Origin of the sequence: Methyloceanibacter marginalis (assembly GCF_001723295.1) — a bacterium.
Lineage (GTDB): Bacteria > Pseudomonadota > Alphaproteobacteria > Rhizobiales > Methyloligellaceae > Methyloceanibacter > Methyloceanibacter marginalis.
Genome location: NZ_LPWD01000352.1, coordinates 1 through 3,889 on the forward strand (window position 1 = coordinate 1; position 3,889 = coordinate 3,889).

General features: G+C 58.4%; 3 protein-coding genes and 1 pseudogene. 3 read left to right on the forward strand and 1 reads right to left on the reverse strand.

From position 1 onward, the window contains the following. From AUC71_RS17975 to AUC71_RS12600, 3 genes and pseudogenes are all read left to right on the forward strand, one after another. A pseudogene (locus tag AUC71_RS17975) lies at nt 1-671 on the forward strand (ATP-binding cassette domain-containing protein); the annotation flags it as partial. Nucleotides 672-873: 202 nt separating this feature from the next. Beyond that, entirely contained in the window at nt 874-2,157 is a 1,284-nt protein-coding gene (locus AUC71_RS12595) for an ATP-dependent nuclease (protein WP_244500947.1), read from the forward strand. A gap of 12 nt (nt 2,158-2,169) precedes the next feature. Then, nucleotides 2,170-3,051: a phage exclusion protein Lit family protein gene (locus tag AUC71_RS12600; RefSeq protein ID WP_069624542.1), complete on the forward strand. Its 882-nt coding sequence runs from the start codon at nt 2,170-2,172 to the stop codon at nt 3,049-3,051. A gap of 313 nt (nt 3,052-3,364) precedes the next feature. Here AUC71_RS12600 and AUC71_RS12605 read toward each other — a convergent pair whose 3' ends face one another. Next, on the reverse strand, nt 3,365-3,775 hold the full coding sequence (locus AUC71_RS12605) for an ester cyclase (RefSeq protein WP_069624543.1): 411 nt from the start codon (nt 3,773-3,775) through the stop codon (nt 3,365-3,367). Nucleotides 3,776-3,889: the final 114 nt, after the last annotated feature.

The window sequence follows — 3,889 nt, forward strand, 5'->3', positions numbered from 1 at the left end:
GCCTGCCAGGGCGACGGCGTCATCAAGATCGAGATGCACTTTCTGCCCGACATCTACGTCACCTGCGACGTGTGCAAGGGCAAGCGCTACGACCGCGAGACCCTGGAGATCAAGTTCAAGGGCAAGTCGATCGCCGACGTGCTCGACATGACCGTCGAGGAAGCGGCCGAGCTGTTCAAAGCCGTCCCAAGCGTGCGCGACAAGCTGGAGACCCTGAAGCGCGTCGGCCTCGGCTACATCCATGTGGGCCAGCAGGCGACGACGCTGTCGGGCGGCGAGGCCCAGCGCATCAAGCTGTCCAAGGAGCTGTCGAAGCGCGCCACGGGCCGCACGCTCTATATCCTCGACGAGCCGACCACGGGGCTCCACTTCCACGACGTGGCGAAGCTCTTGGAGGTGCTGCACGAGTTGGTCGACCAGGGAAACACCGTGATCGTCATCGAGCACAATCTCGAGGTGATCAAGACCGCGGACCATCTCATCGACCTCGGCCCGAAGGCGGCGACGCCGGCGGCCACGTCGTCGCCACCGGCACGCCCGAGGAGGTCGCCAAGGTCCGCGAGAGCTATACCGGCCACTACCTCAAGCAGCTGCTGGACAAGCGCGGCGGCGCTGGCTCACGCGGCAAGGCTGCGAGCGGCGGACGCGCCAAGGCCGAAGCCGCGGAGTGAGGCTGCCGACATGAGTGTCTACTTTGGTGAGGTTACGATAGCAAAACCCCAAGACCTGGGCGGAGGCGAATGGAAGTTAGAAGGATTGACCGGCCTCACCGTGCTTTTCGGAAAAAACGGAAGTGGAAAGAGTCGGCTGCTCCGCGCTTGGCGCGACTCTAATCCCAATCTTTACCACTACGTAGTTCCGGAACGCGTAGGCATGCTGACGTTCAACCCAAACCTGCTCTCGGATCAAATTGAGGGCTCTCGGAGAACGCGTCACAGCCAGCACAATTTTAGCCCCGAATATCGCGTCGAAATCATCACAAGGATACAGGCGTATTTCTTGGCTCGAGGATCGGTGCGAGAAGATCGGCTTCCCGGCAATCCAAGTGAATTGGAGCAATTTCTCGCTGCTCTGTTGCCCGACTTCACGCTAACAATCGATGGGAACAGTAATCCCCCATACAAACTCGTTCGTACGTCAACGGGGCAACCCGTCGGGGACGTTCATCAGCTCAGCAGTGGCGAAGCGCAAATCTTATCCATAGCTCTTGATGTTCTCACGATCGCTGCAATGTGGGAAATCCAAGGTGCCGAGAAGCGCCTTATGCTTGTCGACGAGCCAGACGCGCACATACATCCTGATTTGCAGGTGCGATTTGCCGACTTCCTAGTCAAGGTAGCGACCCGCTTTGATCTGCAGATTGCTATCGCCACTCATAGCACGACGCTCTTGGCCGCCCTAGGTCAGTTCGGTGGTGAAGAGGCAAGCGTTGTCTACCTGGACCGAACTACTTCTGAATTCCGAGCCAGACACTTCTCCAAGGAGGCTAAGGAACTTGCGGCATGCTTAGGTGGCCATGCGCTGATGGGGCCTCTCTTTGGCGTCCCACTCCTGCTCGTTGAAGGTGACGACGATTACAGGCTATGGAGCCAAGTACCTCGCCATCACGTTGTCAGCTTCTCCGTGATTCCCACCAATGGAGATGAGATCAAGCGATATCAAAAGTCCCTTGAGACCATTCTTGCTGCGCTCCGCGAGCCTGGAAGTCCCGCCGGATATGCACTGTTAGATGGCGACAAGCCTATTCCGGAAGCCAATCCCGACTCGCCGCAAGAGCACATCAGGTTCGTCCGACTTTCTTGCCATGAGTCCGAAAACCTCTATTTGACCGACGAAGTTCTTGCGGCTTTAGGAACGGATTGGGCTGTAGCATCAGCCGAAATCGCTGCGAAGGCAAACGACTACGGAGAAAAGGGAGCGGCGCTAGCTGAAGCTCCCAATTGGGATCGGATGAAGGTCGATATCCACAATCTCATGAATGAGATCACGCGGATTCTCGATGCCAAGAACGTCCATTGGACAATCCGCGTCGCGCGCGCCATCGGTGAAAAGCGTCCGATGGGGCAGCTGCTCGACTTTTTGGGAACAGATGTCGTCAATGCGCTTTGGGGCGCCGAGCCGAAGATGGCAGAAGAAGAGAACCCCGCAGTAAACTAGCTGGAGCGCCGAATGTGCACGACCACTGAGGACGCAACCAAAGAACTTTTTAGACTCGCGGCCAGAACTCCGCTCAACATTGCCCCCGAACAGGGATCGAAACTCCAGTCAGAGATTTTCGGAAGCAGCAAGTGGAACATTAAGCCGAGCCAAACGGCGGCCAACTTCTATGCAGTGCCACAGGATCGGACGATCTTTCTATCTTACGCAGGTTTGGCGAGTCTTTGGTGTGTTGCCTACGCTGCTTTTCACGTAGCGAATCTCGTCTCACAAGCACAACGCTCTGCAGAAGCTGAACAGACGCAAATCGATATAGGCCGGGAGTTTGCTTCACTCAAAATTGGTGCGTACATCACGTACGCCGAGGATCTCTTTCGCAAGGACCAGGAGTGGCCCGCCACAATCTCCCAGCCACAAATCGATGTGGCCTTCGACTCCTCTGAAGGCCGTGTGAACAATGTTTTCTTCGGTGCCCTCAGTTGGATTCTCCTGCATGAGATTGCCCACATCTACCGCGATGATGAGAAGTTCATTCCCGTAGACATGCAAATTCGCCAGGAATACCTGGCGGATGACTTCGCGACCCGCTGGATTCTTGAAGGCGCAGGAAAGGGCCTTAAGCGTGAGTTCAGGGTGCTGGTGATCTGTGTCGCTCTCGCATGGCTGTTTATTGGCGAAAGAGTCCTGGGCAAAGGCACCGATCATCCTCCAGCCATCCTTCGCTTTCGAGAGGCTGCGGCGCTTTTCCAAACGGGAGAACGGAGCGCGGGAATTGAAAACGCAGCCTATATCTTCAAGGCTTTGCTCGATCCTTCAACGCCGTCACCTCCGCATGATACTCCGAAGGCCTATTTCGATTGGGTCAGCCAACGGCTCGAAATCCTTTTTGGCTGAACAGCCGGTTGCGCCTAAGAGGGCCGCTGCCTGCCTGCTCAGAGACCCACTCCCCTTCTAGGGGAAGGCAGTCCCTATCCCCGCCCTCAGAACCTACCCCGTCCCTCGTCCATGAGGACACGTGGCTTGTAGACCGTCTGCTTTTCGGAACCTAGGACGCGGCGCCGACACCCCCTCTTTCGTCATGCCCGCGAAGGCGGGCATCCAGTCACCACAGCCCTTCGTGGTAACTGATTGCATGGGTTACTGGATCGCCCGGTCAAGCCGGGCGATAACGGAACATGAATGCGAAGGCCTATTTCCCTCCCGCCCTTCACACCCCACCCAACTGGCGCAACAGATTGTAGCGGTCGTATTCGACCCAGTCCTCGGCGATCCTGTCGCCCGCGAAGCGGCCCATGATCATCACGGTCCAGGTCGCCTTGCGTCCCGTCGGCGCGATGCCTTCCCAGGCGCCTGTTTGCGTCGCGCGCCAGGTCCCGCGCCACACGCCCTTGTCGCCGGCGAAGAAAATGTCGTCGAGCGTGTAGGCCGCGTCGGGAAAGGCGGCGAAGAAGCCGGCCATCGCGTCTTTCCAGGCGGGCAGACCGTGCAGGGTTTGGTCGCCGAGCCAGTGCGAGGCGAGATCCTCGGCGAGGTATTGGTCGAGCCGTGACAGGTCGTGGCGGTTGAACACCTCGTCGAGATAAAGGCGCATCTGCGCCGCGCGCCGGTCTTCAGACATCGTTGGCCCTCCGTTGTGGGGCGGCAGTCATAGCATGGCGGGCTTCTCTTTATCCCTCCCCCGGAAAGGGGGAGGGAGTTATCCCCGCTCTGGCCGCTCGTCCCCGCGCAGGCG

What these genes read in the sequence shown, in the direction of transcription:
- AUC71_RS12595 (WP_244500947.1), top strand. Translation starts at nt 874, where the DNA reads ATGCTGACGTTCAACCCAAACCTGCTCTCGGATCAAATTGAGGGCTCT.
- AUC71_RS12600 (WP_069624542.1), top strand. Translation starts at nt 2,170, where the DNA reads ATGTGCACGACCACTGAGGACGCAACCAAAGAACTTTTTAGACTCGCG.
- AUC71_RS12605 (WP_069624543.1), bottom strand. Translation starts at nt 3,775, where the DNA reads ATGTCTGAAGACCGGCGCGCGGCGCAGATGCGCCTTTATCTCGACGAG.